Genomic DNA, 26,783 nt, shown 5'->3' on the forward strand with positions numbered 1-26,783 from the left:
TCCCGAACGCCGGTTCCGAGGTTCTGACGCACCGTGGAATCGAGCTGCCTGTCTTGCTGTCTGACAGGTTTGCGGGTCGATCATGCGACGCCCGATGGTGCGGCGTCAAGGTCCGATTCAGTCCTGTTTCGCCGGCGAGGAGCATCGTGCTCTGCGATCGCGTGCCGTCGGCCCTGGCTCCGTCACGTTCACTCGCGCACGGACCCCATGGGGTGACAAGTCCACAAGTGATCGGATTTGATCGTACGGCTCTCGCAGGGCAGGCTCGGTGCCGCACAGTGGCGGAACCGCCACGGTCCGGCACGGAGGGAGCCGCATGTCCGGGACCGAGCACAGCAAGCCAACAGCACACGTCGTTGTCGGGTACACCCCGCAGGACGGTTTCGTCGCCGTCCAACTCGATCCGCCCCCAGCGGAATACGTGTGGCACGACCGGCAGGCCGAGCACCACCAGGAACGGTTCGGGCCGGGTAATGGCTACCAACAGTGGCTCGCCGTCGACGCCGCCACCGGTGCCGTTTGGTTCGGGGACACCGACTGGCGAACACAGGATGAGGATGCCGCCCCCTGGCTCCCGGGTCACCGCCGGGCTACGGTCGGCGATGGTGCGCTGCCTTCCCCGGCCGTGTTCGCACTCCCGTTCACCCATCGCGCTGTCGACGACCAGGGCACCGACACCTGGCGCTTCTTCAGCGCCGAGGAGATCTACGCGCTGCTCCGACGGGTACTGCCCCTGGTCCAGCGGGTGATCGGCTCGCTGCACCGTGTGGGCCCGGACGGGGATCTGGAATGGTCCGCCGAAGCCGCTACGGCCTGGACCGATCTCGAACAGGCCTGCCGATACACGCTGGACGCGACGGGAACGGTGGCCTGGGCCGAACCCCGCATGAGCCCGGTTCCCGCATGGCGGGTCGAAGTGGCGGATTTCCTGGCCCGGAATCCGGAGCTGTGCGACGCGGCCTGGGCGACAGCCACCGACGCCGAGCTGGACGGCTACGCCACTTACGAACCCGATTCCGGTTACGGCGGCGTTCCGGGACGGATGTGCGCTCCGGCGGGCGTCCGGATCGAGGAGGGTTACACCTTCTACGGTCACCGGGCGGCTCTGTACGCCTATCGTGCGGCCGCGTGCGGCGACCGTACGCCGGTCGAAGCCGGGCTCTGGTTGCGGACCAGCGATGCCGGACGGAGCAGCTGGGAGGGCGCGAAGGTCGTGGGAGCGAGTCTCGCCGACGCCCCTGACTGCGTGTTGGACCACCTCGCCGAGACGTTTCGCAGCGCTGCGGCCGACGACGGCGCGGTCCTCACCGGCCTGACGGCCTACCTGCGGCAACAGCGGGCCGAGGAAAGGGCGGCGGTCGACGACACGCTTGCGGCCACCGGGGAGGAGCTGAAGCGCTTGGAGGAGTTGCTCAAGGAGGTCCGCCTGGTCCGGAACACCGTCCTGACCCGGGTCCTCAGCTGGACCGACGGGCGGGACGACGAGATGATCGCCCGTCTCGCGGCGATGTCCCCCGTCGCCGTGGCCGAGTGGCGGGAGCGGCTCACCGCCGACCGGAGTGTCCGAGCGGAGGCGTGAGAGGTTGCCCGGAGAGCCGGCCCGCAGGCGGGCCGGCGACGTTCGGGTCCGAAGTCGTCGAGGCGTTGCCCCGGCCTCATGAGAGGGCGGCCAGTGCCTGCGCGGCGAGCATCCGTTCCAGGGCCAGGAGGGCGCGCGGGGCGTGCCGGGTGTCGATGCGGACCGTGTAGATGAAGCGTGTCAGCTCCGGGTCGGCGAGGGGGCGTGCCACGACCTGGGTGCTACCCGGGGGGAGGGCCAGCCGCGGCATGACGGCGACGCACAGGCCGGCGGCCACGAAGCCCAGCACGGTGTTGAAGTCGTCGCCGTCGTATTCCAGGCGAGCCTGGAAGCCCGGTGTCTTGGCCATCTGAGCGAGCAGTTCCAGGCGCAACGCGGCCTCCGGAGCTGCGATCCACGTCTCGGACGCGAGGCCGGCCAGGTCGATGACGTCCCGGTGGGCGAGGTGGTGGTCGGCCGGGACGACCGCCACGACCGGGTCCCGTGCGACCAGCGTTCGGCGCAGCGTCCGGGGCGGTGGCATCGGGATGAAGTCGTAGTCGTAACTGAGGGCCAGGTCCATGTCTCCCCGCTTGAGCCGGCTGTAGCCGGCTTCGGGCTCCACTTGGGAGAGGCTGACCTGCACATCGGGATAGGTCGCGTGAAGCTCTGCCAGCGCCTGCGGGACGATGCCGGCGGCGGCGGAGGCGAAGGCGCCGAGCCTGATCCGTCCGGCCGTACCCGCGCGCATGGCGTCGAGTTCCACGGACGCCGCCGCCAGTGCGCTTCGGACGCGCTGTTCGGCGTCGAGGAGGACCATGCCGCCCGGGGTGGCGCGCACCGGGCGGCGCTCGATCAGGATGAGGCCGGCGCGGCGTTCGAGTTCGGCGATCTGTTGCGAGACGGCGGGCGCGCTGTAGCCCAGCTCGCGTGCGGCGGCGTTGAAGGAGCGGTGGCGGACGACTGCTTCGAGGGTGGCGAGCAACCGGGGGTCGAGTCTCTGCACGGAGTTAAGGCTCACTTATCTGTCGCGAAGATGTCTTTTCTTGTGCTTAAGCATGAACGGCAGCAGGATTCTTGCTCGCGGCCCGGATGCGCAAGCCTCCGCCCCCGGGTCCGCGCCCCACCATCTCCGTCGTCGGGCGCGTTCGTGCGCCCGCGGGGCCGTGCACCCCCTCTTCCGCAGCCCTCCTGACCCCGCGTCCGTCGGGCGGGTGGGCCGCGGAGGAGACGGCCGTCGAGGATCGACTCCCGCCCCTGAAAGGAAGTGGTATGCCCAAGCCACTCATCGGACTGACCACCTACCTCGCCGACGCTCAGTGGGGGGAGTGGGAGCTGCCCGCCGCGCTGCTGCCCGCGGCGTACATCAGCTGTCTCCAGGCGGCGGGCGGCCGCGTGGTCCTGCTGCCGCCGGACGCGCCGGAGGCCGCGGCCGATGTCGTCGCACGCCTGGACGCGATCGTCCTGACCAGCGGCGAGGACGTGGATCCCGCGCTGTACGGGGCGCGGCCGCATCCGTGCACGGGGCCGCCGGTGCACGAGCGCGACCGGTGGGAGTGGGCCGTGCTGACCGAGGCTCTCACGCGTGACATGCCGGTGCTGGGAGTATGTCGCGGAATGCAGTTGATGAACGTGCACGCAGGCGGAACCCTGATCCAGCACCTCCCCGAAACCGTGGGTCACCACGGGCACAACCTGCACGGCGGCCACTTCTCCCCCCATGCCGTCACCACGGTGCCGGGGACGCGGATCGGCGCGCTCCTTCCGGGGACCCGCCAGGTCGCGACGCACCACCATCAGGCGGTGGAGTCCCTCGGGGCCGGCTTGATCGTGGGCGCCCGCACGGCGGACGGCACCATCGAGGCGATCGAGAGCACCCGGCACCGCTTCGTGGTCGGCGTTCAGTGGCACCCCGAAATGGCTTTCGATTCGGCGGTGGTGCACGCCCTGGTGGCTGCTGCCGGGGCCACGTCGAACCCGGCTCCCGATCGCACCGCCGAGAGCAAGGCGCGCGCGCGGCGGAGTGCACCGGACGTCGTTTCGTCTAGCCCGGTGTCTTGACACCACTGCGCTCCGACCCGGAAGATCACCCCGTGAACCTGTCAGACAGCCAGACAGGTGGGGCGATCCCGCGGCGCGTCAGCGCGATGGAAGCGGTGTTCGGCCACCTGCGCAGCGCCATCGAACGCGGTCAGTACGCCGTGGGGGACAAACTCCCCTCGGAAGCAGAGCTGTGCCGGACCCTGGAGGTCAGCCGGCCCGTGCTGCGGGAGGCACTCCGTGCCCTGCAAGCCATGGGCCTGACGGTCTCGAAGACCGGCAAGGGCACCTTCGTCGTGGCGAACACGGTTGAAGACCCCACCTTCGGCGACTACGCGGCCAGCGACCTCCTGGAGGTGCGCCGGCACGTCGAGATCCCGGTCGCCGGCTACGCGGCGCTGCGCCGGACCCCGGAGGACCTGGACCACCTGGCCCACCTGCTCGACCGGATGGAACGGGAGACCGACACCACCGCGTGGGTCGCCCTGGACACCGTGTTCCACCTGGCGGTGGCCGAGGCCTCCGGCAACCCGGTGTTCCGCCGGGTGATCGAGGAGATCCGTGACGCACTGGCGCGTCAGTCGACCCTCCTCAACGAACTCGGCGGTCGGCGCGAGCAGTCCAACTGCGAGCACCGGGCGATCGTCGAGGCCCTGATCGACGGTTCCGAGCCCGACGCCGTCGAGGCGATGTCCCACCACCTCCACCGCGTGGAGGCCACTCTCACCGACATCGTGCGCCCCCAGCGCGCGGACACCTCAAGAGAAGGCAGAGCCGAGGCGTGAGCGAGCAGTTCCTCAAAGACGAGAAGCGCCCCACGACCCGTCACGTCGACGCCGGCGACACCGGCTACAGCAAGTCCCTGAAAGCCCGGCACGTCAACATGATCGCCATCGGCGGTGCCATCGGCACCGGGCTGTTCCTCGGCGCCGGCGGACGGCTCGCCGATGCCGGGCCCTCCCTGTTCGTCGCGTACGCCATCTGCGGCGTCTTCGCGTTCCTCGTCGTGCGAGCGCTCGGCGAGCTGGTCCTGTACCGCCCGTCCTCCGGCGCCTTCGTGTCGTACGCCCGGGAGTTCCTGGGGGAGAAGGGCGCGTACACCGCCGGCTGGATGTACTTCCTCAACTGGGCGACCACCGGCATCGCCGACATCACCGCCGTCGCCACGTACACCCACTACTGGCACCTGTTCTCCGACGTTCCGCAGTGGGTGATCGCACTCATAGCCCTGGCCGTGGTCCTCACCGTGAACCTCATCTCGGTGCGGATCTTCGGCGAACTGGAGTTCTGGTTCGCCATCGTCAAGGTCAGCGCCCTGGTGGTCTTCATGGGCATCGGGATCTTCCTGCTCGTCACCCAGCACCCGGTCGACGGCGTCGTACCCGGTCCGTCCCTGATCACCGGCAATGGTGGGATCTTCCCCAACGGCCTGCTGCCGATGCTGCTGATCATCCAGGGCGTCGTCTTCGCCTACGCCTCCGTCGAACTGGTCGGCGTGACGGCCGGGGAGACCGAGAACCCCGAGAAGATCATGCCGAAGGCGATCAACTCGATCATGTGGCGCGTGGGCCTGTTCTACGTCGGCTCGGTCGTCCTGCTGTCGATGCTGATGCCGTGGAACAAGTACACCTCCGGCCAGAGTCCCTTCGTGACGGTGCTCTCCCACATCGGTGTCCCGGCGGCGGGCAGTGTGATGAACCTGGTCGTCCTCACCGCGGCGATGTCCTCGCTCAACTCGGGCCTCTACTCCACCGGCCGCATCCTGCGCTCCATGGCCGTCAACGGATCGGCCCCGCGCTTCACCTCCAGGATGAGCCGCACCCAGGTGCCATACGGCGGCATCCTGCTCACCAGCAGCATGTGCGTCCTCGGTGTCGGCCTCAACTTCGTGGTCCCCGCCGACGCGTTCGAGATCGTGCTCAACCTCGCGGCCATCGGCATCATCGCCACCTGGGGCATGATCATGGTCTGCCACCTCCTGTTCTGGCGGAAGACCACGGCCGGCGAACTGACCCGCCCCGGCTACCGCCTGCCCGGCTCGCCCTGGACCGAACTCGTGACGCTGGCCTTCCTCGCTGTCGTCCTGGTCCTCATGTACGCCGACGGCGGCGCCGGACGCACCACTGTGCTGTGCGTACCGCTCATCGCTGCCGCACTCGTCGTCGGCTGGTACGCGATCCGCGGGCGCATCGCGCGCGCCGCCGCCGGAACCGACGACTGAACCCGGGCGGCCCGGGGAATCCGCAGAGCCACCGCGCGTCCGCCCCGGGCCGGCCCACTGCCACCAGGCACACAGGTCGGCATCCCAAGCCATCACGATCGAGGCAGTCATGCTCACCAGCCCCCTCGCGGACATGGGGCACGGCCAGATCGTCGCTGAGCTGCATCTGGACCCGAAGACGGTGCGGAAGTTCATGAGGGCCGCTACTGCGGACGAGCTGATCGGCGCGGGGCCCTAGGGCGGCCGGCAGACCAGCCTTCAGGGCCACACCGCCTACGTGTGGCCCGGTTCAACGAGGGCTGCCACAACGCACTGCGGCTCCACCGCGAACTCGCCGAACGCGGCCTGGCCGTCAGCGAGCGAACCGTCCGCCGTTTCGTGCACCGGCTGCGCGAGAACGCCAAGCCGACCACCCGCCCGCTCGTCCCCAAGGTCCGCGAGGTGACCGCGCTGATCCTCACCCACCCCGACCACCGATCCGAAAGCCAGCAAGTCTTCCTGAAGGAACTCCGCATCCGGAGCCAACTCCTACCGTCCCTTGACAATCAGCCCCGCCAGGACCCGCTCCGAGACCGTTTCGCAGCCCCCGGCAGCCCAAAGTAAGGGCCTCGCCTCGAGCACGTCGGCGCCATGGTCTGGGCGACACGCGCCATCGACGCCTGGACCGGCTCCGCGACTGAGCCCGGTGAGATTCGAAAGTTCGCTCCCCCTACGATCGGTGAATGACCACCAGGGATTGGCGGAAGCCGAAGAGTGCCGAGCCGCCGAGGAGCAGATGCGGGACGGCCGGTGCGGGCGAGGCCCGCTCCTGCCGGACCCCCTGCGGGCCGGGCTCCAGCGCACCTGGGTACGCGCCCGCCGGTACGTGGTGGGCGCAGCGGTGGTCACGATCGGATCGTTCAAGCCGTAAGGAGTTCCTGTGTCGTTTCTGATGCGCGCGCCGAGAGAATGCGCCTCGTGGACCTGGGATCTCGAAGGCGTGACGGAAGCGGGCATGGAGTCGGTGCTCGCGGTCGCGGAGCAGATGTCCGGCGTGCTGCGCAAGCACGGCCTGCTGGACCCGGGCGCGCTCGAATGGTCCTGGTTCCAGGTCGGCAAGGGCGGGCTCGGCCTCCACAGCCGGCTGAGCCTCGTGTCGCGTTCGCTGGCGGAGCCGACTCTGGCGGAGGAGATGCGGGCCTGCCGGCCGGTTGGCCATCCGCAGGCGGAGATGGGCGCGGTCACCGTGTTCGGGGACGGCGAGTGGATCGACGCGGGCGGAAGGCACCGCAGGGAGTACCGGCTGGTGGAGCTCATGGTGTCGCCCGGGAACCTGGGTCCGTACGCCGAGCTGTCCGTCCACCACGACGTCTGGGGCGAGTGTGACTTCCGCGGCCGGCCGCATCCGGCCGTCCACGCGAACAACGCGCCTCGGCTCGCGGCCGCGCTCCAGGAGCTCGATGGGCTGCTCGGCGTCGAGGCCGAACCGGGCGGAGCAACGTACTTCGGCAAGGCCGAGGGGTACGGTCTCGAAGCCCCGGAGCTGATCGACGGGCTGGGGCCGGATCTCACCGACGGAATCGGGGGGATCGTGACGTCCGGCGTCCCCGACAAGTGGTGCCCCAGGACCCTGCCAGTGGACCGGAAGGCCGCCGACCGGCTGGGCGCCTGGGCGGCGGCCTCGGGCCGCGAGGCGCTGGACGCTGTCAGCCTCGACCTGCGTGGGGCCGACCTGTCGGGCGGGGACTTCACCGGAGCGTGGTTCACCCACGCCGTGCTCGCCGGCATCTCTCTGGCCGGCGCCGAGCTCTGGCGCGCCCACCTGGAGAAGGCCGACCTCACCGGCGCGAACCTCTCCGGCAGCAGCCTGGTGAAGGCTACGCTGGACCAGGCCAGCCTGCGCTCCGCCTGCCTGGACGACGCCGACCTGACCTCGGTCTCCCTGGCCGACGTCGACGCCGCCGGCGCGACGTTCCGCCGCACCGACCTCACCAACGCCACCCTCCTCCAGGTCGACCTGCGCGGGGCCGACCTCTCCGGCGCCACCACGGCGAACACCTCGTTCACCGTCCACGTCGACGACCGCACCCTGCTTCGCGGCCTGACCGGCACGCTCCTCGGCCCCGTCACCGTCGTCACCGGCGACACCGAGCGGGAACTCGACGGCCTCGCCCTTCAGCGCTGGCTCACCGAACGCGGCGCCGACGTCGAAGTCCTCAGCGGCTTCACCTACTACGCCCGGTTCGACGAATCCAGTACGAGCTCCCGGGAGAACCCCTACGGAATCGTGCGCCGCAGCACCGTCGACGCCATCGACATCGACGAGGCCTTCACCCGCAACCTCCGCTGGGAGCCCACCGAGTACCTGCGCCTGTACTACCTCGGGCACAACGACGACGACCACGCCGAGATCACCAGGGCCGAAGCCGACGCCTTCATCAAGCGCGTCACGCGGATCCTGACGACACCGCGGGCCCGGGCGACGGTCGAGCGCCTCACCGCCATCGACTGGCGGGACGAGGACACCGCCTTCACCCACGCCGCGTCGCGCTCGCGTCTGTTCCGCGAGCACCTGCGCCGCTCGGCCCTCTGGGCGCAGGCCTACCAGCCCGCCGGCGACTGGCCCGTCGTCGACCTGGCCGCATCGATCGACCCCACGGTCCAGGTGGAAGCGGAACTCACCGCGCGGCTCGACGCGTTCCTGGAGGCCAACGTCGGGGACATCCGGGCGAAGGCCCTGTGCCGCGCCGCACTGCGCTGGGCGGCCCTGCTCGACACGACGACGGCCCGGCTGCCCGAGCTGGACGACCCCTACGAGCCGCTGCTGCTGATGCTGGAGCGAGGCGGCTGGTGCGGCCTGGTCATCAAGAACCGGGTCGCCGACTTCTCGATCGTGCGCGTCCCCCTCGGGACATGGCAGGACCACCTGAGCACGGAACCGGTCGTCTCGCTCGACAAGTCCGCGCTCGACGCCATCGGCTGAGAACCGGCTCCAGGACGCACACCCGGCGATGGCCCGGCCGCCCAGATGCGGCCGGACCATCGGGCATGTCCGGCCACCGGCCTACGTCGGGAACCCTCCCATCGTCGGCACGGCAGACTGCCAGCACCGCCTACTGCCCAGGAAACAGGCCGTTGGACCCTCACCCAGCGCGATAAAGTGATCACTTCTCCTCCGGGCGCCACGTCTGCGGGGTGGATGAGGGGGATTCACACATGACGACGCGGAGAATACCCACGTACCTCGCGGTGACTGCCGCCGCTGTCGTGCTGGTGACGGGCTGCACGCGCGGGGCCACAGGAGGCCCTGCGGGTACGGCAGTTGGCGGGACGGCTGCCGCATCGCTCGCGACGCCGTCGATGACGTGGTCGCCGACGTTCAAGGGCTACGACCCGCCGACCAAGTTCTCCCAGGGCAAGGAATCGGCACCTTTGCCGGAGGACGCGCGCACCGCCGATGTCCTTCTCGATGGCACGATCTACTACATCGCCAGCAACTACGGCCTTGAGGCTGACGCCCTGTATGGACACAAAATGGCGGGCATCGCGAACTCCACGCACGGCGGCAACCTGCACTCGCCTCCGGTCCTCGCGCAGGCCGGCGGCCAGCGGGTGGTCCTCACCGCCGTCCGCATGGTCATCCAGGGCCAGGGCACATCCGTGGACCGCACCGCTGTCGAACTGGTCGCGCTGTCCACCTCCAAGGGCTCGGACTCCTGGACCGTCCCGATCGACCTCCCGCAGGACTACACCGGCATCAGGTCCCTCACGGTGCTCGGGGTCCGCGGCACGACCGCGGTCATCGCCGGGGCGGATGCGAACCACGGCCTCGTCTGGGCCGTTGACCTCGCCGCGAAGAAGGTCCTCTGGACCCAGAAGGGCTTCACCGGCGCCCAGCTGTCCGACGACCAGGTCGTCGGTCTCGTCTCGCCGGAGTACACCAAGCATCAGGTGTCGGCTTTGAAGATCGCGGACGGAAGCACCGCATGGACCGCGGAGCAGACCTACGACCTGCTCGATGCGACCCTCACCCCGGCCGGACCCAGCCGCGTCGCCCTCCAGGGCAGCAGTTTCACCGGCTTCAAGAGCAACGCCTGGATCCTCGACAGCACGACCGGCAAGCAGCTCTTCGACTTCAGCGGCGGCTCCACGCCGTTCACCTGCACCTACGACGAACGCTCGGTGACCGTCTGCGCGGACAAGGACATCGCCTTCGCCTTCGACACGGCCAGCGGGAAGACCCTGTGGCGCCTGCCCGACGACGCCAAGACCCGGATCGCTCCCCGCGTGACCACCGCCTGGCACGGCGTCGTCTACGGCACGACTTCAAGGGGCCCGGTGGCCCTCAACGCCGTCACCGGCCAGGATCTGCCCAGCCCCCCGACACTCGCCCCGCTTCTCGTCAACACCTACATGAGCATCGGAAGCCGCGACACCGACGGCACCGCGCTCTCGGTCTACCCCGCAGTCGGCTTCTGACCACCAAGCGGCGGACCAGCAGCGACCAGCCCTTTCGCCTGGAACTTGCCTGCGCGTGTGACGACTTGGTGGGTGGAGATGGCGAGTACGTAGCCGACCGGGCGGGCTTCGACGGCGACCCGAAGGCGCGGGTTGTCTCCGTAGACCTCGTCGCCGGTGACCCAGCGGGCGGGCGTGCCCGCGTCCAGCGTCCGGACGATCATCTTGGCGGCCAGTTGCGGCTTGGTCGCGAAGGCGAGGTCGTCGGGGATGCCGGCTGCCCGGCAGCGGTCAGGGTCGTCGGTCCACGAGCGCGGCACGTACAGGGCCCGGTCGATCGCGGCGTGACCCTGCGCGGCCGAGTAGACCAGGTAAACGGGTCGAACATCGCCTGCCACCGGGCAGGCACTACGCTGCGACTCGCGGCCACCGCCTGATCTTCGTTTGTCCACACAACACACGATGATCATCGGTGGCCGCAGCCGTCTCCGCACCGGCCCTGAGCAGCAAGATCACGATCTACGGCTGGAGTACTAGTGTCCTGCGCCGGAGATCCGTCGGCAGAATCGGGCGAGGGAGTCGAAGGATCTCGTCGGCGGTCTTGGTCCAGGTGAACGGTTTGGGGTCCTCGTTCCAGTTCTTGATCCAGGCGCGGATGTCCCTCTCAAGGGCCTGAACGTTCTTGTGGGCACCACGTCGGATCATCTGGTCGGTGAGAAAGCCGAACCACCGCTCCACCTGGTTGATCCACGAGGACCCGGTCGGGGTGAAGTGCATATGGAATCGGGGATGTTGCGCCAGCCAGGCACGGATGGCCGGGGTCTTGTGGGTGCCGTAATTGTCGCAGATCAGGTGGATGTCGAGCCCGTCGGGAACCTCGCGGTCGATCTTGACGAGGAACTTCTTGAACTCCGCCGCACGGTGCCGGCGGTGCAGTGAAGTGATGACCTTCCCGCTGCTGGTGTCGAACGCGGCGAACAGGGTGGTCAGACCGTTGCGCACGTAGTCGTGGGTTCGACGCTCCGGCATGCCCGGCATCATGGGCAGGACCGGCTGGGAGCGGTCGAGGGCCTGGATCTGCGACTTCTCGTCGACCGACAGCACCACCGCACCTTCGGGCGGGTCGAAGTACAGGCCGATCACGTCGTGGACCTTCTCGATGAAGAGCGGGTCGGTGGACAGCTTGAAGGTGCCGACCAGGTGGGGCTTGAGCTGGAACTTCCGCCAGATCCGTCCGACGGTCGACTTCGAGAGGCCGCTGCGGGCGGCCATCGAGCTCCGGGACCAGTGTGTCGCGTTCTTCGGGATCTCCTCCAGCGTCGCCACGACGACCGCCTCGATCTCGTCGACCGCGATCGTGGGCGGCCGGCCCGGTCGGGGTTCGTCTACCAGGCCGTCCAGCCTCTCGGCGAGGAACCGGCGTCGCCACTTGCGGACCGTGTCCGCAGTGATGCCCAACTCCCTTGCCACGCCGACGATCGACGGCACATCAGGACCGTCGCAGGCCAGCACGATCCGGGCCCGCAGAGCCAACGCCTGGGCGGACGAGGCTCTGCGGGCCCACCGCGTCAGCGTGGCCCGTTCCTCGTCGGACAGCAACAACGGTTCCAAGGCGGGACCACGACGGCGCACCGGGAGATCAGGAGAAGAAGAGCTCACACACAACTAACGACGGATCTCCGGCGCAGGACACTAGTGTCCTGCGCCGGAGATCCGTCGGCAGAATCGGGCGAGGGAGTCGAGGATCTCGTCGGCGGTCTTGGTCCAGGTGAACGGTTTGGGGTCCTCGTTCCAGTTCTTGATCCAGGCGCGGATGTCCCTCTCAAGGGCCTGAACGTTCTTGTGGGCACCACGTCGGATCATCTGGTCGGTGAGAAAGCCGAACCACCGCTCCACCTGGTTGATCCACGAGGACCCGGTCGGGGTGAAGTGCATATGGAATCGGGGATGTTGCGCCAGCCAGGCACGGATGGCCGGGGTCTTGTGGGTGCCGTAATTGTCGCAGATCAGGTGGATGTCGAGCCCGTCGGGAACCTCGCGGTCGATCTTGACGAGGAACTTCTTGAACTCCGCCGCACGGTGCCGGCGGTGCAGTGAAGTGATGACCTTCCCGCTGCTGGTGTCGAACGCGGCGAACAGGGTGGTCAGACCGTTGCGCACGTAGTCGTGGGTTCGACGCTCCGGCATGCCCGGCATCATGGGCAGGACCGGCTGGGAGCGGTCGAGGGCCTGGATCTGCGACTTCTCGTCGACCGACAGCACCACCGCACCTTCGGGCGGGTCGAAGTACAGGCCGATCACGTCGTGGACCTTCTCGATGAAGAGCGGGTCGGTGGACAGCTTGAAGGTGCCGACCAGGTGGGGCTTGAGCTGGAACTTCCGCCAGATCCGTCCGACGGTCGACTTCGAGAGGCCGCTGCGGGCGGCCATCGAGCTCCGGGACCAGTGTGTCGCGTTCTTCGGGATCTCCTCCAGCGTCGCCACGACGACCGCCTCGATCTCGTCGACCGCGATCGTGGGCGGCCGGCCCGGTCGGGGTTCGTCTACCAGGCCGTCCAGCCTCTCGGCGAGGAACCGGCGTCGCCACTTGCGGACCGTGTCCGCAGTGATGCCCAACTCCCTTGCCACGCCGACGATCGACGGCACATCAGGACCGTCGCAGGCCAGCACGATCCGGGCCCGCAGAGCCAACGCCTGGGCGGACGAGGCTCTGCGGGCCCACCGCGTCAGCGTGGCCCGTTCCTCGTCGGACAGCAACAACGGTTCCAAGGCGGGACCACGACGGCGCACCGGGAGATCAGGAGAAGAAGAGCTCACACACAACTAACGACGGATCTCCGGCGCAGGACACTAGGCACACACAGTCACCAACCGGCGGTCTGAAGGGCTTCTACCGCCTCACTTGAGGCACGATTCCTGGACCGCTCGCGGATGCGGTCGTGGATGGTCGAAGTACGCGTCAGCTGACCCGAAGACCCACCGCCAGCGTCAGTTCAAGGACCCGGTGTGGCGATGCGAGATCCGGAAACAGCTCCCGCAGCTGCGACATCCGGTACCGGACTGTCTGGGGATGGACGAACAAGGCCGCCGCCACCTCGTCCCGCCTGCCCTGGTGGAGCAGCCACGCCCGCAACGTCTCCTCCAGCCGCCGTGCGGTCGCGGCAGGCAAGGTCCGCAACGGTGCGAGGGCTCGGGCACGCAGGTCTGCGAACGCGTCCGCGTCGGCGCTCAGCACCAGCTCGGGCAGGTGGTCCTCGGTGTCGCGGATATCGGAGGAGAGGGAGCGCGCGCGTACGGCTCGTGCGTACGAGGCGGACGCACGGGTCCATGGCCGGGCCGGGCCGACCACGGCGGTGCGGTCGGTCAGCTGTCGCAGGAGGTGTGATCGGTCGGCATCGGGGACGAGCAGCACACCGGTGGCGTCCGGCAGATCGTCGAGGACGAGGGTGTTCGGGTCGAGCGTGCGGTAGGCAGGCCGGGCCTGGGCGGCGGGCAGCAGGACCGCGGTCAGCGAAACCGGGGGGTGCCACCCGGCCCGTTGAACAGAGGCCAGCAGTACGTCCGGGCTCGCGCCGGCGAGGAGGTCGCGGGCCAGGTGTTCCAGGTGGCGCTCGTGGGCCCTGCCCTGGGCGGCCAGCTCGTCGGCGTGGCCCGAGGCGCTCGCGGCAGAGAGCTCGTCGATGTAGGCGAAGGTCAGTTCGGCGAACTTGGCGACCTCGGCGGCGGGCAGACCTGCGGGTACGGCACCCGCTGCCAGGCATCTCCAGGCCACGCGGGCGCCGACGCGGTAGGCGCTGAGCAGGGCGTCCATCGAACGGCCGTCGCGAACCTCGCCGCGGCCCAGCTCGTAGGCTGCGTCACCGGCGTCGCCGCCTGTGGCGGTCCCGCTCGCGAGGTCCAGGTAGTGCCCCAGGGCGGTGCGGACGGCTCGGCGGATGGTGCCGCCCATGCGGCCCGAAAGGGCGTTGGCGTAAGGAGGGACCTCGTCGATGATCGCCTGGACGACCTCGTCGGCGGTGGTCTTCAGCGCGGCCCGAAGTGCGGTGACCGTCGTCTCATCCAGGGCCAGTTCGCTGGCCCTCCGGATTGCATGGCTCACGTTTTTGTTCCCTGCGAACAATTCAGCCGAACAGATTTACGTCCTTCGGTCAGGACTTTACGCCCTGAGGCGCAGCAAGCTGGAGTCATGACGAGTGCAGCCCTCCGCAGAAGGGCGTGGAAACTGCTGGAGATGGTCACGACGCCGCTGCTGCCGTCGGACTACCTCGACCTGGTCAGCCCACTGCGTGCGGGCGCTGACCTGCGTGGGCGCATCGAGGCCGTGCACCCCGAGACGAGTGACGCCGCGACCATCGTGATCAAGCCGGGACGGGGCTGGCGCGGCCACACGGCCGGTCAGTACGTGCGGATCGGGGTCGACGTCGACGGGAGGCGCCTGTGGCGTGCCTACTCCATCACCTCGCCGACAAACCGCCGGGACGGCCGCGTCACGATCACCGTGAAGGCGATCCCGGACGGCAAGGTCAGCAACCACCTGGTCCGCAGGGCGACACCGGGCACGCTGATCCAGCTCGACCAGCCGACCGGTGACTTCGTGCTGCCGCAGGCCAAGCCCGCCAAGGTGCTCTACCTGACAGCCGGCAGCGGCATCACGCCCGTGATGGGCATGCTGCGCGACATCGAGTTCGACGACGTCGTCATGGTCCACTGCGCGCCACAGCCGCAGGACGTGATCTTCCGCAACGAACTGCACGACCTGGTCGCGGACAAGAAGCTGCGCCTCACCGAGGTGCACACCGACACGGACGGCATGCTCGACATCGCCCGTCTCGACGAACTCGTGCCCGACTGGGCCGAGCGCGAGACGTGGGCGTGCGGGCCCGCGGGCCTGCTCGACGCCGCAGAAGAGCACTGGACCGAGCACGGGGTCCAAGAGCGCCTTCACACCGAGCGCTTCCGCCCCAGCATCGTCGTCGCCGGCGACGGCGGCGAAGTCACGTTCAGCGCCACCGGCAAGACCGTCGACGCGGACGGCGCCACGCCGTTGCTGGACATCGGCGAGGAGGCCGGCGTGCTCATGCCCTCCGGGTGCCGCATGGGCATCTGCTTCGGCTGCGTCACGCCGCTCAAGGCGGGCGCCGTCCGCGACCTGCGCACCGGCGAGATCACCGAGGCCGAGCCGGGCGTCCTCATCCAGACCTGCGTGTCCGCCGCGGCGGGCCCCTGCGACATCGAACGGTAGGAGCGCCTTGACCGCCATCGACCCCACCGCCCACCTGACCGCGGAGCAGATCGAGGAGCTCGGCCGCGAGCTGGACGCGATCCGCGATGAAGTGATCGCCGGCCGCGGCGAGAAAGACGCCGCCTACATCCGTAAGGTCATCTCGGCACAGCGCAAACTCGAGCTGGTCAGCAGGGGCGTGCTGTTGTTCTCGATCTTCCCGCCCGCGTGGCTGCTCGGCACCGCCGGTCTGTCCGTGGCGAAGATCATGGACAACATGGAGATCGGCCACAACGTCCTGCACGGCCAGTGGGACTGGATGCGGGACCCGAAGATCCACTCCACCACCTGGGAGTGGGATCACGTCTCGCCGTCCGAGCAGTGGAAGCACTCGCACAACGAGCTGCACCACACGTACACCAACGTGATCGGCAAGGACAACGACCTCGGCTACGGCATCATGCGCGTCGACGAGGACCAGAAGTGGCACCCGTTCCACCTCGGCCAGCCGCTGTGGAACTTCATCAACGCCTGCTTCTTCGAGTACGGCATTGCAGCGTACGACCTGGAGCTCGGCAAGAACCTGCACAAGCGCCGCCGCAGGAACCCGGAGTTCCGCGCGCGGGCCAAGGCCGTGGGCCGCAAGATCCGCAAGCAGGTGCTCAAGGACTACGTGATCCACCCGCTGCTGTCGGGCCCGTCGTTCCTCACCACGCTCGCCGCCACGTTCACCGCGAACCTGGTCCGCAACATCTGGTCCCACTCGGTGATCATGTGCGGGCACTTCCCCGAGGGCGTACAGGTCTTCGAGCGCCAGTCGATCAAGGGCGAGACGCGCGGCCAGTGGTACCTGCGCCAGATGATGGGCTCCGCGAACATCAGCGGCAGCAGGGCCATGCACTTCATGACCGGCAACCTGTCGCACCAGATCGAGCACCACCTGTTCCCGGACCTGCCGAGCAACCGGTACGCCGAGGTCGCGGTGAAGGTGCGCGCGCTGTTCCAAAAGTACGAGCTGCAGTACGTCACCGGGCCGCTGCCCAAGCAGGTGTTCTCCGCGTGGCGCAAGGTCTTCCGGCTCTCGCTGCCGAACAAGAAGCCCAAGGTCAAAACGCCGGACCGCAAGCAGGAGCTCGTCGCAGGGTGAGACAGTCCTAGGACCGTCTCAGATCCGTCCCAGCAAAGCACTCGAAACGACTATCGCCGCGGGTCCGCCAGCACCTCGGACGGCGCTTCCCACTGGTGCGGAACCGGCGGGAGGGACGACGGTGCGCCCGCCCCGTCCTGCTGGAGCGAGACGGTGTGCGTGGGCGCGGGGATCGAGATGCGCTCCGTCCGGTATCGCTGGTGCAGACGCTTGATGAACTCGTGCTTGATCCGGTACTGGTCGCTGAACTCGCCGACGCCCAGGATCACCGTGAAGTTGATCCTGGAGTCGGCGAAGGTGTGGAAACGGACGGCGGCCTCGTGGTCGGGCACGCCACCGCTGATGTCGGCCATCACGCTGTCGACGACCTCGAGGGTGACCCTCTCCACGTGCTCCAGGTCGCTGTCGTAGCCGACCCCGACCTGGACCAGGATCGACAGCTTCTGCTCGGGCTGGGAGTAGTTCGTCATGTTCGTCCGCGCCAGGCGGCCGTTGGGGATGATCACCAGGTTGTTCGACAGGTTGCGCACCACGCTGTTGCGCCAGTTGATGTCGACGACGTACCCCTCCTCCCCGCTGGTGAGCCGGATGTAGTCCCCCGGCTGGACCGTCTTCGAGGCGAGGATGTGCACACCCGCGAAGAGGTTGGCGAGGGTGTCCTGCAACGCCAGCGCGACCGCGAGACCGCCCACCCCGAGGGCGGTGACCAGTGGGGCGATGGACACCCCGAGGGTCTCTAGGGCCACGAGGACGCCCATCGACAGCACCACGACCCGGGTGATGTTGACGAAGATGGACGCGGACGCCGCGACGCCCGTCCGGGACGCGGCCACCGACTGCACCAGCCCGGCCACCACCCGGGCCGCGCTGAGCGTCGCGATGACGATGAGCACGGCCGTCAGCGACTGGTCGACCAGCCCCCCGATCCGTGCGGTGAGCGGCAGGGCCGAAGCGGCCACCTCGGCCCCGGCGATCACGGCCGCCCAGGGGACGATAGTGCGCAGCGCGTCGACGATGATGTCGTCCCCGCTCCACTTGGTCCTGCTCGCGTGCTTGCCCAGCCACTTCATCAGAGCCCGCAGCACCAGGCCGGCCACACAGCCGGAGGCCAGCGCGATGCCGGTCACCACCCAGTCGTGCAGGACCAGATCCCGGGTCACCGTCCCGCTCCCGCAGCGTGGAGGGCGAGGCAAAGGGCCGTCGTCGGCCGCGGTACGTGCTGTGTCGTCACCTTGTCGCCTGTCAGGTCGTGTTGTGTGCAGCTGCGCTGGAGCGGATGCTCGGATCCGAACGGACTGCTAATCCTGCCCCATCGCCCGGATGCCGCCACAGCCGGATCCCGGCGTTCCGGCCGCTCGGCCGGCCGGCGGGACTACTCCGTCCGTGCGACAGCGGGGTTGCCTGTTTCTTTGATCATGCTGGCCGGTCGACGCGCCAAGCCTTGGCCGGGACGGCCCCTTCCGCACCTCCGAGGCACGCTCCCTCCTGCCCACCCACGGGCAGAAGGGGCCTGTCAATTCCGCCACTGATCCGACGTGATCCAGCGAGGCCGTGAACTTCGCGGCGACCCGGGGCGGGGCCATGGTGGAGCGGTCGACTTCGACCATGAGGACCGGCACGCCGATCTCCGGGGCCTGCCACACACCGTCCGGGCGCACCTTGCGCTTCCCGCCGGGCAGCACGAACCTAGTCTCATCAGCAGCCCCTGCCGGTGGCCACCATTCACAGACCCGTACAATCCCGGGCATGAGCACCAGCGGAATCTCGCTCCAGGTAGCGGGCGACGGCGACCGTTTCGCGTTGCACGAGGCGATCTGGGAGTCCGCCCGGGCGTTCATCGGCAGATACCTCGCCGCGCCGGAATACGAAAACGCCAGACAGTATCCGCGCCACGCGGTCGAGTACGCCAAGGAAGAGGGCTTCTGGGGCGTCTACGGCGACGAGTTGTACTGGGAGTTCATGGCGGGCCCCGGCGCACATGTGGCGCACGCCTGGGCGCACTGGCTTCGCCTCGCCTTCGCTGTCGAGTGGGAGAGCCTCGAGGAACTCGCCCGGCGTCATCGGCTCACGATCACGAGCGAGCCACTGATGCCGTCCGAGCTGCTCCGCGGCGACGGGCGGCACTGGCTGACGGCTCGTGGCACCCTCTGGTCCGCCGACGAGAAAGGGTTGCACCAGTTCGTCAAGCACGTCGCCGCCACCGAGCTCACCGCCGACGAACGCGCACAGCACGCCGAGGCGCTCAGGCTGTGCCGGTGCGCACCGTGCAGCACGCTGCGGCCCGACGAGGGCGTCCTCACGCCGCTGCTGGGCGCCTTGGAGAGCGAGGACACCGCGGCGAGTGCGGCCTGGTACCTCACCCGGACGCAGACCGCCTCACCCGAGGTACTGGAAGCGCTCGTACGCGCCGGCCGCTTCGCGATGCGCGAGCTCGCCCCCGACCTCGGGCCCTACGCGCGGCGACTGCCCGACGCCTGGCCGATGCTCACGGCCCTGCTGCCCGACCTGCGCGGCGGCGCCCGCGCCCTGGCCCTGCACGCGCTGGCACACACGACACGCGACGACGCGGACCGGGCCCTGCTGGTCCGTGAGCTGTGCAGCGCCCTGCTCGGTTCCGACGCGGCCGCGCAGGCGTCAGCGGAACTGCTCGGCTGGGTCAGTGAGGGCGCTCCCGAGGTGACTGAGGAACTCGCGGCAGTCCTCGACCGTGACGTAGCCGAGGAGCTGCGGCACAACGTGGTGCTCGCACTGGTCAACCTCCACCTCCCGGCCGCCCGGCCCAGCCGGTCCATCCGCACCAGGCTCGCGGGCGAGGCTCGGCGCGACACGGAGGCCGGCCGTCTGGCGCAGTGGATGCTGGCCGTCCTGCCCACCACGTAGCCGGGGTGAGCGGTCCGAACACGGGAGCACCAGTCTGTCAGTTATCTCTGTAGATACGACATGCGGAGCGCTCTGATCGACGGCTGCATCGTCGCCTCCGCCCCAGGCGGCGAAATGCTGCTGTCGCAATCCTCTCCGACGCCCCTCACCCGCCGGGTCTGGGTCTGTACGGTCATCGGTTCTGTCCCGTAATCGGCTCTGTCCCGTAATCGGTGGTAACCAAGGGTGACCGGCATCGTTGGCGTGGTGTGCGAGATGTCAACGAGCTTGTGAGCGTGGTGTTTTCGGGGCTCTCGGCGCTGGTCATCGAGGGTGTGGCGGACGAGGGCGACCTGATCCGGGTGACGGCGCGGACCCGGGATGAGCCGGTGCCGTGCCCCGTGTGCGGGACGCCAACAGGGCAGGTACACGGTTTCCACGGGCGAAGGGTCGCGGACGTGCCGGTGGACGGACGGCGGGTCGTTGTCTCGGTGAGGTTGCGGCGCCTGGTGTGCCCGGTGCTCGACTGCCGGCGGCAGACGTTCCGCGAGCAGGTTCCCGGCGTCGTGGAGCGGTATCAGCGCCGCACCAACCGTCTGGCCGACCAGCTCGGCTCTGTGGTCAAGGAGTTAGCGGGCCGGGCGGGCGCCCGCCTGTCACGCGTGCTGGCCTGCTGGATCTCCCGCTCGACCGCCCTGCGCGTGCTCATGCGCAGGGCACTGCCGCCGCCGCGCGTCCCGCGCGTGCTCGGCGTCGACGACTTCGCCCTCAAGCGCCGACACCGCTACGCGACCGTGATCATCGACGCCGAGACCGGCGAACGGATCGACGTCCTGCCCGATCGCAGCGGCGAGACCCTGGCGGCGTGGCTGCGCGAGCATCCCGGGGCCGAGTACGTCTGCAGGGACGGCTCCGGCTCCTACGGCGAGGCGATCCGCCAGGCCCTGCCCGAAGCGGTCCAGGTCAGTGACAGGTGGCATCTGTGGAGCAACCTGTGCGGCAAGGTCCTGGCCGAGGTCCGCTCCCACGCCGCCTGCTGGGCCACCGCCGTGAACCCCGTCCGGCCCGGGGGCGTGCGCGAGCAGACCACCCGCGAGCGCTGGCAGCGGGTCCACGATCTGCTCGACAAGGGCGTCGGCCTGCTCGAATGCGCCCGCCGCCTCGATGTCGCCCTGAACACCGTCAAGCGGTACGCCCGCATGATGGAGCCCACCGGCGACCGCCGTGCACCCCGCTACAAGCCCACGCTCGTCGACCCCTACCGCGACCACCTGCGTACTCGCCGCGTGGAAGACCCGGCCGTCCCAGTCCTCCAGCTCTTCAGGGAGATCAAGGAGCTGGGCTACACCGGGAGCCTCAACCTGCTCTACCGCTACATCACCCAGGGCCGGGCCGAGGGCGACAAGCCCGTCACCACCCCACAGCGCTTCGCCCGCCTCCTTCTCACCCGCCCCGAGAACCTGCGCGACAAGGACGCCGCACTGCTGCGGGAACTCACCAAGGCCTGCCCCGAGATGACCGAACTCTCCTGTCTGGCAGGTGAGTTCGCAAAGCTTCTGACCCCGGCAAAGGGCAACGACGCCAAGCTCACCGACTGGATCACGGCAGTTCACACCGTCGACCTGCCCCACCTGCATTCCTTCGCGAACGGCCTCGAACTCGACCGTGCCGCCGTCGATGCCGGACTCACCACCCCGTACCACAACGGCCGCACCGAGGGCGTCAACACGCGAACCAAGCGGATCATGAGGCAGATGCACGGCCGAGCCGGGTTCACCCTCCTCCGTCACCGCATCCTCCTCCAGTGATCACTACACAGCGCTACCACCGATTACGGGACAGAGCCCCGTAATCGGTGGTAGCGCTCTGTCATCGCCGAAGATCACGGTCCGGCCTGGCAGGACCCTGCACGGGCGGAGTCCTGCCAGGCCGGACAGCGGGGCGCAGCGATGTCGGAGGCTACCGGCGTGGCCGGGTGTCGAAACCGTGCCGCCTCGGCGTCAGGCCGGCGAGCGCGGAGCAGGCCAGTCCGAGGGTGGCGGCGCGACGGGCGAGGGGCGGGAGAACAGGACTGCGGAGGTCACGCCCCTCGAGCATGTGTTCGAGTGATCAAATGTCAGCTACGTATGCCAGCCCGACGGCCTAGTCGTACGGCGGAGGGTTCACCTGCAGCGACGCCATTCCGTGCAGGACCCGGCCCGCCGCTGTCTCGTGTTCGAGGTGCTGGGTGAAGACGTCAAGAGGATCCTGGGGCGCCAGCTCGATCAGACCGGGCGGCCACGTGCCCGGCGGCACCAGGATCACCACGACGGCGCCCCTGCCCTCGGCAGCCGCCAGCCAACCGGGCGACACGTCGACCCGCGAGCCCGGCTCCCACACCTGGAGGCCCCCCACCAGCACCAGACGCTCCAGGCGGCCACCGCCGACCTCGACGACCCCGCTCGTGGCCGGCGGCTCGCCCGCGGCGACCACGAAGCCGCTATCGACCGCGTTCGCCAGCAGATCGGAGTGAAACCTGGCACCGACCTCCACGATCAGCTCCGCGACCGGCTGACCCTCCGCCGCCTCGCGCACCGACAGCGCCCACACCACCGGCGCCTGGCTCCGACCCTTGTTCGTCTCGTCCGTCACAACCACCTCAACGAGCCGCAGGTGCCGACCAGCGCAGACCTCACACGATCAGCCGCTCGCCTGCCCCGGTCCGACGTCCACCTACACGTCCCCGACAAGCCCGGCGGCCGGCCCCGCCGTAGAGTCCGAAGACGTGGCCGAGCCCGACTTCGACGCAATCGCCGACGCGCTCTACACCCTCGCCCCGCAGGACTTCACCGCCGCCCGGAACGAACACGCCAACACGCTCAAGAAGACCGACCCACAGCTCGCCAAGCAAATCCGCGCACTGCGCCGCCCACCATGGCAGCGTGAGCCGCTAACCTCCTCGCCCACCGGCACCGCGACCTGGTCGGGCAGCTCCTGGACCTCGGCCGGGATCAGGCAGGCGGGACAGTCTCGGCAGCTGGGCAGGCCTGCGCTTGCAGGCAGTTGCGGGCGTGGGCCAGCGCCAGAGCAGCGCAGCGCAGGTGGTGGTTGACGATAGGCGTCAGGGCGCCACGCAAGCGGTCGGCGGTGTGCAGTGCGGTGGCGGCTTGTTCCAGCATGTCGCCGGTGCGGTGTATGGCGTGGCCTCGGTCGCTGGTGCGGTACTCCTCGGCGAGGGCCTCGGCGGTGCGGGCGAGTTCGCCGACGCCAGGGTCTTCGACCGGTTCGGCGCCGAAGAACCCAGCGTGTACGCCAGTTCTGCCAGCCGGGCGCTGCGGCGTGTGTCCCACCACGTGCTCACGCTGTGATCATGCACCACGACGCGCCGCGATGGGTCAGGAACGGGTCAACTTCCCTGCACCGGCGAGGACTCGGCCTCTGGAGGGTGTTCCTGCTCGATGAAGTTCGCCCGGGATGGGAGGGCTGATGGTGCAGCCCGTGTCACCTGGTCCGCGAGATGCTGGAACGCGAACTCATCACCCGCCTCACCGCACGACCGGACGGCGTCGACGCCCGCAAGAGGGCCGCGGCCTTCTGCACCCAGGTCGCCGGCGTCGTCGTCACCCGCTACCTCCTACGCCTGGAACCCGTCGCATCCATGCCGCCTGATGAAATCGTCCGGCTCTTCACCCCGTCCTCCGCGACGCCGTGCAGCCGGACCGTACGACCGATTCCGAGGCGGAGGGCGGGTTGGGTGGTAGCCAGGCCGCTGCCCAGCTGGGCTGGTAGATGATGCCGGGGCCAAGGGCGCGTCGCGAGGAGCTGCTCATGCCCGGCTCAACGACGAGGGCCGGGTCGCGTGATGCCTCCCCCGGGCGGGCGGCGGCGCGGCATGATCAAGGGATGGCCAACGACATCCCGCGTGACACCCAGCCCGTCCACCCCGAGAAGAGGCCTCGGCCAGCATCGGATGCCGTGCAGGCTGCGCTTCGACTCGCCGCGCCTCGGGTTCGCACGGTGGACGACCACATGTTCAAGACGCCCAGCTCCGGTGGACGTCCCGCGTCGTTCCGGTTGCAGTTGTTCACTGCGCTTGGGCAGCGGTCGGTCGCGGTGGTCACGCAGACCATGCGCGAGGGGATGAGCCTGACCAACGGGGCTGAGGCGTACGCTGCCGCGGTGTGGGAGCGGCACTGTCCGGACGAGGAGCTGCCGCCGTTGTGGGTGCAGCGGCAGCTGCATGACCGCGAGATCAGGGTGAGGAAGGACGAGTTCGAGCTCGTCACCTTCGGCGAGGCCGAGCCCTACGAGCTGCGCTCCCCCGGGTGGCTGGCGCTCACTGCCGGACAGCTGGAGCAGCTCGTCGGCGGGCCCGTCGCTGAGGACCGCGGGAGCGGCTACGTACCACGCGAGCCGCTGCCGGAGCCCGAGACACGATTCGAAGTAATGGCGGTACGGCAGCTGGCCCGGCCCAGGCCGTTCCGGGCCCGCGGGTGCATGCCGGCGGGCACGTCGTGGTGGCGGCGCTGGTGGCGGCAGGCAGTGCCAACGCGCCAGGTCCATGACTGCTGCTGGTACCACCGCGGCGACTGGCACACCGTCAACCGGATGGCCATCGCGATCCTCGCCGAGGGGACCGAGGCCGGGGTCGCGGCCGACGACATGGCGGACTTCGCCGACGAGCGCGCGATGAAAGCTGGCGCGGACGAGTGGCAGCAGGAAGCGCTGTACTCACTGTTCAGCCTGGGCGTAGCGATCATGCCGTGCGAGGGCGGCGGCTACGTCAACGGCCAGCACCGGTCACAGGCGATGCTGGACGCGGGGGTACGCCACACGGTCGTCGTCCGTGACGTGTGGCCGGAGGGGTCCTGATCGGCGCCCTCGGTGGCGAGGCCCGCGGCCCTCGCTGGCGAGGGCGATGAACGGGTGCGCCACGGTCGTGCTTTCGTGGTCGGCCGCGCGCACAAAGCCCCCCGCTCGTGCCCGCGCGGGGAGGGCTCACCCGTACGGCGACCACGACATGACCGCGGCCGTCACAGGCGGCCCAGTGGCTGGGGCGTCCTGTCCGACTGAGGTGGGGGCGGCGGCCCTACGATGGTGGCCGCGTGCCACCGCAGGGTGCGGTACTGCGAGCCATGGAACTGCTCGCCCGCTACCCCGGCCACGAGGAGACAACCACCGCGCTGCGCGAGGCCGTCGACCTCGCCGCCGACGGCGAGGCGACGGCGGAGAAGCTCCAGACCCTGGGCGCGGGCTGGGTCGCGGAGGAGGCCCTGGCAATCGGCGTCTACGCGCTGCTGGGTCGTACCCGTCCCCAGACCTACTACATCTCAAGTCAGGGCACCGTTTGCGACCCCAGGCCGGCCCGCACCCCTATCGAGGCCGCCTTCCTGCTCTCCGTCAACCACGCGGGCGACAGCGACTCCACCGGCTCGATCTGCGGCAACCTCCTCGGCGCTCACCACGGCGACGTGCGCCTGCCGCAGCACTGGCTGGAGCGACTCGAAGGCCGCGCGACGATCGCCGTGCTCGCCGACGACTGCGCCTCCGAGGTATACCCGGGCGAGAGGCGACCCTGGAATCATTGACGCCACGCGAGGAGCGGGAGAGCGATAGCCGTCGTTCTCCACCGGACGGCCTGCCCCGGCCGCCTGCGACGTGGTGCCGCGGAGACGCAGCGGACGCGCAAGCCCAACCAATGGTAGGCGCCGACAGCGCTGGCGGGACGAGACCGCGCGATCCCGGATGGGTGCAGATCTGATGAGGGTGCTGTTGATCAGGCCGCGAGTGTGAGGTGGTCGCGGTAGCGGGCTTGGTGGTTGCGGGCGAACTCCTGCTTCTCGTGCCAGGTCCAGTAGGTGTCGAAGTCGCCGTTGGCGCGTAGAGCGCGGAGCTTGAGCACGGCTTCGGCGCCGGCGAGTCCCCAGCGGGCGCCGGTGATGTCGAGTCGGTCTTTGACCAGGTGGCGGCAGGCGCCCTCGATGATGCCCGTCGCGATGGGCCAGCCGTGTTCCAGCGCGGTGTCGTAGCGCAGGTACTGGGCCTTGTTGCGCAGGTAGCCGATGGCGTCGTCGATGCCCTTGCGGCGGTTCTTCTTCAGCCGGGCGGCGCGAGCGGCCTTCTCGAGGGAGGTTGCGACCTGTTCGGCGCCGCCGCCGAGGATGGTGCGGGCGTGGCGGGCGACGAAGGCTTCGGCGGCCTGGTCGCCGGCCTGGTGCAGGCACCAGGCCGCGTCCCAGAGGTACTCGAGCACGTGGATGAGGTCGATGACGATGTGCACCCGCGCGCCTCGGCGTTCGGCCTCCGCGGTGATGAGGTCGAGTTGGTGGCGGGCGCCGTCCACGAGCACGACCCAGGGCCGGCGGTTGGTGGGGTCGCGGTGCTCGGCCTGGTCGAACGCGGCGGCCACGACCTGGGCGGCGGGGTCGTCGACGGAGCCGGTCAGCCACTTGGACCTGGCCTTGGGCCCGGGACGGCGTTCGCGCCCCTCGCCCTGGCCGCCGTCGTCGCTGTCGCCGTCCTCACGGGGGTCGGGGTCGGTGATGATGTCGTCGACGCCGCGCTTGGTGGGCTCGGCGTCGTAGACCGCTGCGAGGGTGGCCATGCGCTTGCGGCCGTGCTTCTCGCCGGCGGCGAGTCGGGACTTCATCTTGTTGCCGCCCTTGACCTGCGCGGCCTTCGCGGTAGCCTCGCGCAGTGCTTCCGGCCTTATCACCACGCCCTTGCCGTCGACCGAGACCACCAGAGTGGTCGTGTCGGTGCACGGGGTCGGCACCAGGGCGTCGTAGAAGTCGTCGATGTCACAGGCGGCGCCGACCGCGAGTTCCTGAACCTGCCGGGGCCCGATCCCGGCGCCGGTGACGGCGTTGATCCGCTCGGTGGCCTCGGCGAACGAGCCGCGGGATGCCTCGATCGCGGCGAGCTTGGCCAGTCCGTGGCTGTGCATCCCCGCGGGCAGGTTCAGCACCGCGTCGGCCGGGTGCAGATCGGCCACCCCGCTGCCGCGGTAGGCGATCCGGGTCACCGTCACCTTCCCAAACACCGTAGCCAGGATCCGGGAGCGGCCCCGCTCGATCCTGGTGCGTTCGACCCCGCTGGCGTCCACCACCTCGGGCAGTCGTTGCTCGGTCAGCTCCCGCAGCCGGACATGGTCCTGGAACAGCTGCCGGGTCACTTCACGCATCCGCGAGCTCAGCAGGTCCTCCAGTTGCGAGTGCGTCAAGGCGGCTGTCTCGGCGGACCCGAGCTCGTCGGTGACCTGGTCGAACAGGTGGCGGGAGGCGGTGAACGCGGTCTCGGCGGCGGCCAGAGCCGCCTGGTC

Annotated in this window: 22 protein-coding genes and 3 pseudogenes; 17 read left to right on the forward strand and 8 right to left on the reverse strand. The window is 69.4% G+C overall.

Annotated features, from left to right (window positions below; genetic code table 11):
- Positions 1-316: 316 nt before the first annotated feature.
- The gene (locus F7Q99_RS30525; protein WP_153467214.1) at positions 317-1,579 is read left to right on the forward strand and encodes a hypothetical protein; all 1,263 of its coding nucleotides are present in this window, start codon (positions 317-319) and stop codon (positions 1,577-1,579) included.
- Between the two features lie 76 nt (positions 1,580-1,655).
- On the opposite strand, the gene F7Q99_RS30530 is transcribed toward F7Q99_RS30525, so the two are convergent.
- Positions 1,656-2,564 (reverse strand): LysR family transcriptional regulator, encoded by a 909-nt coding sequence (locus F7Q99_RS30530; protein WP_153467217.1) that lies wholly within the window; start codon positions 2,562-2,564, stop codon positions 1,656-1,658.
- 266 nt (positions 2,565-2,830) lie between these two features.
- On the opposite strand from F7Q99_RS30530, the gene F7Q99_RS30535 reads away from it, so the two are divergent.
- From F7Q99_RS30535 to F7Q99_RS30565, 7 genes are all read left to right on the forward strand, one after another.
- Positions 2,831-3,619: a gamma-glutamyl-gamma-aminobutyrate hydrolase family protein gene (locus F7Q99_RS30535; RefSeq protein WP_153467220.1), complete on the forward strand. Its 789-nt coding sequence runs from the start codon at positions 2,831-2,833 to the stop codon at positions 3,617-3,619.
- 86 nt (positions 3,620-3,705) lie between these two features.
- Positions 3,706-4,383: a FadR/GntR family transcriptional regulator gene (locus F7Q99_RS30540; RefSeq protein WP_153467634.1), complete on the forward strand. Its 678-nt coding sequence runs from the start codon at positions 3,706-3,708 to the stop codon at positions 4,381-4,383.
- Positions 4,380-5,819, forward strand: a complete 1,440-nt coding sequence (locus F7Q99_RS30545; RefSeq protein ID WP_326847346.1) for an amino acid permease — start codon at positions 4,380-4,382, stop codon at positions 5,817-5,819. The genes F7Q99_RS30540 and F7Q99_RS30545 overlap by 4 nt, the downstream gene beginning before the upstream one ends.
- Before the next feature lie 109 nt (positions 5,820-5,928).
- Complete coding sequence (locus F7Q99_RS42795; protein WP_268267665.1) at positions 5,929-6,057, forward strand: LolA-like protein; 129 nt, start codon at positions 5,929-5,931, stop codon at positions 6,055-6,057.
- A 41-nt stretch (positions 6,058-6,098) separates the two neighbouring features.
- On the forward strand, positions 6,099-6,422 hold the full coding sequence (locus F7Q99_RS30550; protein ID WP_153467223.1) for a hypothetical protein: 324 nt from the start codon (positions 6,099-6,101) through the stop codon (positions 6,420-6,422).
- 316 nt (positions 6,423-6,738) lie between these two features.
- Positions 6,739-8,781: a pentapeptide repeat-containing protein gene (locus F7Q99_RS41845; RefSeq protein WP_326847347.1), complete on the forward strand. Its 2,043-nt coding sequence runs from the start codon at positions 6,739-6,741 to the stop codon at positions 8,779-8,781.
- Between the two features lie 551 nt (positions 8,782-9,332).
- Entirely contained in the window at positions 9,333-10,277 is a 945-nt protein-coding gene (locus F7Q99_RS30565; protein ID WP_407697891.1) for an outer membrane protein assembly factor BamB family protein, read from the forward strand.
- Here the strand turns inward: F7Q99_RS30565 and F7Q99_RS30570 are convergent.
- The 4 genes and pseudogenes from F7Q99_RS30570 to F7Q99_RS30585 form a co-directional block, all read right to left on the reverse strand.
- A pseudogene (locus tag F7Q99_RS30570) lies at positions 10,259-10,633 on the reverse strand (transposase); the annotation flags it as partial. The gene F7Q99_RS30565 and the pseudogene F7Q99_RS30570 sit on opposite strands and share 19 nt — an antisense overlap.
- Before the next feature lie 156 nt (positions 10,634-10,789).
- Positions 10,790-11,888, reverse strand: a pseudogene (locus F7Q99_RS30575) (IS630 family transposase).
- Positions 11,889-11,948: 60 nt separating this feature from the next.
- Positions 11,949-13,046, reverse strand: coding sequence for an IS630 family transposase (locus tag F7Q99_RS30580; RefSeq protein ID WP_326846951.1), 1,098 nt, complete (start codon positions 13,044-13,046; stop codon positions 11,949-11,951).
- Between the two features lie 169 nt (positions 13,047-13,215).
- Complete coding sequence (locus F7Q99_RS30585) at positions 13,216-14,355, reverse strand: PucR family transcriptional regulator (RefSeq protein WP_326847348.1); 1,140 nt, start codon at positions 14,353-14,355, stop codon at positions 13,216-13,218.
- Between the two features lie 87 nt (positions 14,356-14,442).
- On the opposite strand from F7Q99_RS30585, the gene F7Q99_RS30590 reads away from it, so the two are divergent.
- Both F7Q99_RS30590 and F7Q99_RS30595 read left to right on the forward strand, forming a co-directional pair.
- Positions 14,443-15,498, forward strand: a complete 1,056-nt coding sequence (locus F7Q99_RS30590; protein WP_153467232.1) for a ferredoxin reductase — start codon at positions 14,443-14,445, stop codon at positions 15,496-15,498.
- 7 nt (positions 15,499-15,505) lie between these two features.
- Entirely contained in the window at positions 15,506-16,624 is a 1,119-nt protein-coding gene (locus F7Q99_RS30595; RefSeq protein ID WP_153467235.1) for a fatty acid desaturase family protein, read from the forward strand.
- A 50-nt stretch (positions 16,625-16,674) separates the two neighbouring features.
- Here the strand turns inward: F7Q99_RS30595 and F7Q99_RS30600 are convergent, their stop codons facing one another.
- Complete coding sequence (locus tag F7Q99_RS30600) at positions 16,675-17,784, reverse strand: mechanosensitive ion channel family protein (protein WP_326847349.1); 1,110 nt, start codon at positions 17,782-17,784, stop codon at positions 16,675-16,677.
- A gap of 586 nt (positions 17,785-18,370) precedes the next feature.
- Between F7Q99_RS30600 and F7Q99_RS30605 the strand changes: the two genes are divergently transcribed.
- Both F7Q99_RS30605 and F7Q99_RS30610 read left to right on the forward strand, forming a co-directional pair.
- A complete protein-coding gene (locus tag F7Q99_RS30605; RefSeq protein ID WP_153467241.1) occupies positions 18,371-19,504 on the forward strand; it encodes a hypothetical protein in 1,134 nt (377 codons plus the stop codon).
- A gap of 248 nt (positions 19,505-19,752) precedes the next feature.
- Positions 19,753-21,291, forward strand: coding sequence for an ISL3 family transposase (locus tag F7Q99_RS30610; protein ID WP_456114939.1), 1,539 nt, complete (start codon positions 19,753-19,755; stop codon positions 21,289-21,291).
- 334 nt (positions 21,292-21,625) lie between these two features.
- Here the strand turns inward: F7Q99_RS30610 and F7Q99_RS30615 are convergent, their stop codons facing one another.
- A complete protein-coding gene (locus F7Q99_RS30615; RefSeq protein ID WP_153467244.1) occupies positions 21,626-22,114 on the reverse strand; it encodes a hypothetical protein in 489 nt (162 codons plus the stop codon).
- A gap of 133 nt (positions 22,115-22,247) precedes the next feature.
- Here F7Q99_RS30615 and F7Q99_RS30620 point away from each other — a divergent pair, with 133 nt between their 5' ends.
- The 5 genes and pseudogenes from F7Q99_RS30620 to F7Q99_RS30635 all read left to right on the forward strand — a co-directional run.
- Positions 22,248-22,574: a hypothetical protein gene (locus F7Q99_RS30620; RefSeq protein WP_153467247.1), complete on the forward strand. Its 327-nt coding sequence runs from the start codon at positions 22,248-22,250 to the stop codon at positions 22,572-22,574.
- A gap of 88 nt (positions 22,575-22,662) precedes the next feature.
- Positions 22,663-22,830, forward strand: coding sequence for a hypothetical protein (locus F7Q99_RS30625; RefSeq protein ID WP_153467250.1), 168 nt, complete (start codon positions 22,663-22,665; stop codon positions 22,828-22,830).
- A 149-nt stretch (positions 22,831-22,979) separates the two neighbouring features.
- Entirely contained in the window at positions 22,980-23,255 is a 276-nt protein-coding gene (locus F7Q99_RS43815; protein ID WP_195911317.1) for a TetR/AcrR family transcriptional regulator, read from the forward strand.
- Between the two features lie 347 nt (positions 23,256-23,602).
- Positions 23,603-24,334 carry a hypothetical protein gene (locus F7Q99_RS30630; RefSeq protein WP_153467253.1) on the forward strand — a complete coding sequence of 244 codons (732 nt, stop codon included), beginning with the start codon at positions 23,603-23,605 and terminating at the stop codon, positions 24,332-24,334.
- 242 nt (positions 24,335-24,576) lie between these two features.
- Positions 24,577-25,050, forward strand: a pseudogene (locus F7Q99_RS30635) (ADP-ribosylglycohydrolase family protein); the annotation flags it as partial.
- A gap of 188 nt (positions 25,051-25,238) precedes the next feature.
- Here the strand turns inward: F7Q99_RS30635 and F7Q99_RS30640 are convergent.
- On the reverse strand, positions 25,239-26,771 hold the full coding sequence (locus F7Q99_RS30640; protein WP_407697892.1) for an ISKra4 family transposase: 1,533 nt from the start codon (positions 26,769-26,771) through the stop codon (positions 25,239-25,241).
- Positions 26,772-26,783 lie beyond the last annotated feature (12 nt).

Origin of the sequence: Streptomyces kaniharaensis (genome assembly GCF_009569385.1) — a bacterium.
GTDB classification, from domain to species: domain Bacteria; phylum Actinomycetota; class Actinomycetes; order Streptomycetales; family Streptomycetaceae; genus Kitasatospora; species Kitasatospora kaniharaensis.